Source organism: Vibrio fujianensis (assembly GCF_002749895.1).
Taxonomy (GTDB): domain Bacteria; phylum Pseudomonadota; class Gammaproteobacteria; order Enterobacterales; family Vibrionaceae; genus Vibrio; species Vibrio fujianensis.
Window position 1 is genome coordinate 720,103 of sequence record NZ_NBUS01000054.1, and the last position, 5,540, is coordinate 725,642.

General features: G+C 42.4%; 6 protein-coding genes. 3 read left to right on the forward strand and 3 right to left on the reverse strand.

All coding sequences use genetic code 11. The annotated features are described in order from the left end of the window. Window positions 1–833: inosine/guanosine kinase (locus B7C60_RS19850; RefSeq protein ID WP_245869624.1), on the reverse strand; the 833-nt coding region annotated here is incomplete at its 3' end. A 386-nt stretch (window positions 834–1,219) separates the two neighbouring features. On the opposite strand from B7C60_RS19850, the gene mnmA reads away from it, so the two are divergent. Genes mnmA through purB form a run of 3 tightly spaced genes read left to right on the forward strand, consistent with a single transcriptional unit; the run spans window position 1,220 to window position 4,404 of the window. Further along, entirely contained in the window at window positions 1,220–2,338 is a 1,119-nt protein-coding gene (gene mnmA, locus B7C60_RS16425) for a tRNA 2-thiouridine(34) synthase MnmA (RefSeq protein ID WP_099612565.1), read from the forward strand. Between the two features lie 20 nt (window positions 2,339–2,358). After that, window positions 2,359–2,976: a high frequency lysogenization protein HflD gene (gene hflD, locus B7C60_RS16430; protein WP_099612566.1), complete on the forward strand. Its 618-nt coding sequence runs from the start codon at window positions 2,359–2,361 to the stop codon at window positions 2,974–2,976. A gap of 57 nt (window positions 2,977–3,033) precedes the next feature. Next, the gene (gene purB, locus B7C60_RS16435) at window positions 3,034–4,404 is read left to right on the forward strand and encodes an adenylosuccinate lyase (RefSeq protein WP_099612567.1); all 1,371 of its coding nucleotides are present in this window, start codon (window positions 3,034–3,036) and stop codon (window positions 4,402–4,404) included. Between the two features lie 72 nt (window positions 4,405–4,476). On the opposite strand, the gene B7C60_RS16440 is transcribed toward purB, so the two are convergent. Both B7C60_RS16440 and B7C60_RS17275 read right to left on the reverse strand, forming a co-directional pair. Further along, window positions 4,477–5,007: a DUF3833 domain-containing protein gene (locus B7C60_RS16440; protein ID WP_099612568.1), complete on the reverse strand. Its 531-nt coding sequence runs from the start codon at window positions 5,005–5,007 to the stop codon at window positions 4,477–4,479. Continuing rightward, the coding region (locus tag B7C60_RS17275) for a chalcone isomerase family protein (protein ID WP_245869626.1) at window positions 5,007–5,540 on the reverse strand (534 nt) is incomplete at its 5' end. The genes B7C60_RS17275 and B7C60_RS16440, both read right to left, overlap by 1 nt.

The window sequence follows — 5,540 nt, forward strand, 5'->3', positions numbered from 1 at the left end:
ACCCAATCTAACGCTTTATCAGAGGCCGCTAGTGGGTCTTGCTCTCCTGTCAACGCGCACGCTTCATCTTCATTCATAGCCACAACCGAAACATGGTCACGCAAAAAGTTTTGCCAAAATAGCGGATCTTCTTGAATCACAAATTTAGTTCCGAGTGTTAACACCACCGGCACGTTGTATTGTTTGGCATATTCTATTGCACGCATCGTTGCCTCTGGCATTGGATCGCCAGGTTTACAACGCACAAGATAAGCGGTCAGCACCAAAGCAGACGCATTTTGGAAAATCTTCTCAGGAATACTTTCTGGCCGTAATTGATTCATTTGCCCTTCACTGATAGCAAAGGTTCGTTCACCATCTTCCGTAATGAGAGCAAAACAGCGACCAATTGCTCCGTTCACACCTTGTAAATAATTCAAGTCAACTCGGCTGGATGTATTACATAAATAACGATACCCATAGCTACCAATTTTAATATCTTGGCTCATCACACCTAACAAGGTTGAACGATCATCCGCTAAGACCGAATAGTTATGAAGTGTATTTCCGATTGTTCCACCTGCGTACTCACTGCAGATCAATTGATTGTTTTTTAGCTCTTGGTATAGCGCTTCTGCCGCATCATCATCAATAACTAACGAATGCCCTTTACTTAATCCATAACGTTCAATTAATTCTGAATCTACTTTCGCTTCAATATCGACTAAAGTTTGGTCAATACCAATAATATGAGTACGGGACATTTTTTTATTTTCTTGTGCCTGAATGACAAGAGGATCGCGAGCATGGACAGGAAAATAATGTTTTGACTTACGTTGGCCAGGGAATTTCATAACGGTGGTTCGGCATAGCAATAAAAGGATGGGCGATTCTAACTCGTGACACCGTAAAACAGCAACTGACAGAAAAAGAGCAAACGTTTTCGTAAGCGAGTTTTTTCCTCATCATACTCTACATCCATCAGTCAAAGCCGGAAAAACATCGGGTAACCTCAAAATTGCGCCTTCTCAACTAAAAATAATGTATGCCATCAGTTTCTCCGGCTCTCTCAGCTCTCTTATTATTTCACATTAACTAAGAAATCAACGAGATGATTTGAGAATGAGAAGGTTACGCAGAGATAATTGACCGAAAGAAGTGTGATTGCAGTCTCGGATCTGTCCTCAAAAAAATCTTTCTGTTAGAATCTTCCCCCAAGTTCATCAAGTGGTATTGAGTTATGTCAGAAGCTCACAGTACAAATAGTCAAAAGAAAGTTATTGTTGGCATGTCAGGTGGTGTCGATTCGTCCGTTTCAGCGTATCTATTGCAACAACAGGGCTACCAAGTTGAAGGCCTGTTTATGAAAAACTGGGAAGAAGACGATAACGAAGAATATTGTACCGCAGCTGAAGATTTAGCCGATGCACAAGCCGTCTGTGATAAATTAGGCATCCACTTACATACCATTAATTTTGCAGCGGAATATTGGGATAATGTTTTTGAATACTTCCTTGCCGAATATAAAGCTGGAAGAACGCCTAACCCTGATATTTTATGTAATAAAGAGATCAAATTTAAAGCGTTTCTTGAATTTGCGGATGAAGTACTTGATGCCGATTATATAGCCATGGGTCACTACGTTCGGCGAACGTTTCCTGTCACAGGAGAAAAACCACAAATGTTACGCGGGCTTGATAGCAATAAAGATCAAAGCTACTTCTTGTATACACTTAGCCACCAACAGGTAGCCCGAAGCTTATTCCCAGTCGGTGAACTAGAAAAACCAGAAGTTCGTCGAATTGCAGAAGAGCAAGGCCTTGTGACGGCCAAGAAAAAAGATTCAACCGGTATCTGTTTTATTGGTGAACGCAAATTTACCGATTTCTTATCTCGCTATTTACCTGCACAACCCGGTAAAATTGAAACACCAGAAGGAAAAGTTGTCGGTGAACATCAAGGGTTGATGTACCATACGCTTGGCCAACGTAAAGGCTTACACATTGGTGGTCTTAAGGAAGGAACAGAACAACCTTGGTATGTTGCAGAAAAAGATCTCCAGCGAAATGTTTTGATTGCTGTGCAAGGCGCTGATCACCCTTTACTAAAATCTCGTGGTCTATTGGCATCACAACTGCACTGGGTAAATCGTCAACCAGTCACAGACACGCTACGTTGCACGGTTAAGACACGTTATCGTCAAACAGATATTGCTTGTACCCTCATCCCTATCGATGACAATAACATCAAAGTAATGTTCGATGAGCCACAAGTTGCCGTAACCCCAGGTCAATCGGCGGTATTTTACCAAGGTGAAGTTTGCCTTGGCGGTGGTATTATTGAACAGCGTATCTCATAGTCAACCTTAGGAGTATTGACGTGGCTCACACGAATTATGATCGCACTATCGCTTTTGCTGGGCTCTGCCAAGCAGTGGCCCTGGTACAACAAGTTGCAAGAGATGGCCACTGTGATTCCAACGCGTTCGCCACTTCACTTCAGGCCATTGTTAACACAAACCCGAGCAGTACACTGGATGTGTTTGGCGACGAGGCTAATTTAAAAGTGGGCCTCGAAAGTTTAGTCAATGGTATTGATAACACGCCTACGGGTAATGAAATGACCCGTTATATGATTAGCCTAATGGCATTAGAGCGGAAGTTAAGTAGCCGTAGAGATGCGATGGCACAACTGGGGGATCGCCTGCAAACGATCGAACGCCAAGTCGCGCACTTCGATTTACTTGATGAAACAATGATCAGTAATCTTGCTAATGTCTATCTTGATGTTATTAGTCCGATTGGCCCTCGCATTCAGGTTACCGGCACACCAGCGGTATTACAACAAACAGCCAATCAGCATAAAGTAAGAGCCTTGTTGCTTTCCGGAATTCGCTGTGCCGTACTTTGGCGTCAAGTCGGTGGTCGACGTCGCCATTTGATTTTTAGTCGTAAAAAGATGATCGAGCAAGCTCAACTGCTACTAGCAAGACTTTAAATGATCGACTTCAACTTCACCCACTTTCACATTTAACTCAAACTCCAGGAGAAAAACATGGAACTGTCAGCATTGACTGCTGTTTCACCGGTAGATGGCCGATACGGAAGTAAAACGATTGCGTTACGTAGTATCTTCAGTGAATATGGTCTCCTAAAGTACCGAACTATCGTTGAAATTCGTTGGCTACAAAAGCTGGCTGCTACTGCAGCAATTACTGAGGTCCCACAGCTCAGTGAGCAAGCAAATCAATTTCTTGATCAATTAGCTGACAACTTTAATGAACAAGATGCCCAACGTATTAAAGACATCGAACGTACTACGAACCACGATGTCAAAGCGGTTGAATATTTCTTAAAAGAAAAAGTCGCCGAAGTTCCTGAGCTGCATGCCATTAATGAATTCATTCATTTTGCCTGCACATCAGAAGATATTAATAACACGTCTCATGCCCTGATGCTGAAAGAAGCTCGTGATACGGTTATCCTGCCAGAAATTCGCAACATTATTGATGCGATTCGAAAATTAGCCGAAGAATATCGCGATATTCCCTTACTTTCACGAACTCATGGGCAGCCCGCTTCACCATCAACGATGGGGAAAGAAATGGCGAACGTGGCTTACCGTATGGAACGTCAGTATAAGCAAATCGCCAATATTGAAATTCTAGCTAAAATTAATGGTGCCGTCGGTAATTATAACGCTCATCTTTCTGCCTACCCTGAAGTCGATTGGCATAAATTCAGTGAAGAGTTTATTTGCGAATCTTTAGGGGTAGCATGGAACCCATACACAACTCAGATCGAACCTCACGATTATATTGCTGAGCTATTCGATGCGATTGCTCGTTTTAATACGATTTTGATTGATTTTGATCGTGATATTTGGGGTTATATCGCACTAGGTCACTTCAAACAAAGAACCATTGCTGGCGAAATTGGCTCCTCAACCATGCCGCACAAAGTTAACCCTATTGATTTTGAAAATTCCGAAGGGAATCTCGGCTTAGCCAACGCCATTTTTACACATCTTGCGCAAAAGTTACCTATTTCTCGCTGGCAACGTGATCTCACTGACTCTACCGTTCTGCGTAACTTAGGGGTTGGTGTTGGCTATGCCATTATCGCTTATACTTCTACCTTGAAAGGGATCAGCAAATTAGAGGTGAATCGCGAGGCACTATTGGCCGAGTTAGATAAGAACTGGGAAGTGCTTGCCGAACCAGTACAAACGGTCATGCGCCGTTATGGTATTGAAAAACCATATGAAAAACTTAAAGAATTAACCCGAGGAAAACGGGTGGACGGTGAAGCCATGCGTGATTTTATTGATGGACTAGCGTTACCACAACCCGAGAAAGATCGCCTAAAACAGATGACTCCCGCCAGCTATATTGGCTATGCTATCGAACTGACTGATAAACTCTAACTGGATTAGATTAGTATTCAATACAAGGGCCATATATGGCCCTTTTTCATCACAACCATATGCTCTTGGTGATTATGGCTGCTTTTGAAAAAATAACGTAATTTTTCCGACTTCAATGCCGAATTTTTTAATCTTAGTCAGATTAAACATATGCTTTTCATCTTGACGATACATCCAATCATCAAATAAAACCTGAATCGCTTGTTGCTCAGTTTGTAATAAAAAAGTGTACTGCCAATGTAAAGTATTTCCGACCGCCTTTCCTTTAGCTTGGCCGATAATATCATCTGCTTCACCGAGGTATTCACCGCGATCAGTACGAGTAATTATCCAAATTCGCTGACTTTCTTCACCGTCATCAAACACAAAGTCTTCCACTAAAGTCAGAACCTCGCCTTCTACAGAGCCTTTAATTAAGACTTCAAAGCGTCGTGTTTGTTTATCTGTATAATCTTGCACCATCCCCCAGGCTTGAGTTGTGCTTGAAAAATATTCGAATAAATCAAACTTGGGTTCATTTTTTTGATAGTCCTGAATGTCTGCTGAGCAGGCAGTGAGTAAACATCCCCCCAACAACCAAAGCCATGCATAGAAGTATTTCATCAGTTTATTCCTATTAACTGCTTTCTTAATTGAGGATAATGGCTACGTGGCGATAGCCAAATAGCTAGGAAGGCCTCATTCATTACCGGATCTTGAACCAGGCCACGTATTTCAGACTCATCCTGTGAAGGAAAGAAAATAAGTTGACCTCTTTGTCCATCCGAGAGATACACCAAACGCTGCCCTTGTTCGACACTTGGAAACATGTGACTAAATTCACTCAGCCACCGCTCTATTTCTGCCGCTGAATAGCCAAGTTTTTGCCACTGCTTTTGGGTCGCCTCTAATAGTTGTTGCTGCGAGATTGATCGCAAGTAGTGAATTTCCAATGCAACTGGATGAGCTGGTAAATCATCAATATGATGATAGATACCATCTGGTGTACGGAGCTGGGAGGTATAAACATCAAACCATAACCACGAAAGGGTTGCCTGCCCAACCACTGGCCACATTGACCACATGGTTTGCGAATCTTGGATAGACGCCGCCCGAACAGGAAGTAATAAAGTTAAGCTTAAACTGAATTTAGTGAT

Coding starts and splice junctions, on each gene's coding strand:
- mnmA (WP_099612565.1), top strand. CDS start 1,220: ATGTCAGAAGCTCACAGTACAAATAGTCAAAAGAAAGTTATTGTTGGC.
- purB (WP_099612567.1), top strand. CDS start 3,034: ATGGAACTGTCAGCATTGACTGCTGTTTCACCGGTAGATGGCCGATAC.
- B7C60_RS16440 (WP_099612568.1), bottom strand. CDS start 5,007: ATGAAATACTTCTATGCATGGCTTTGGTTGTTGGGGGGATGTTTACTC.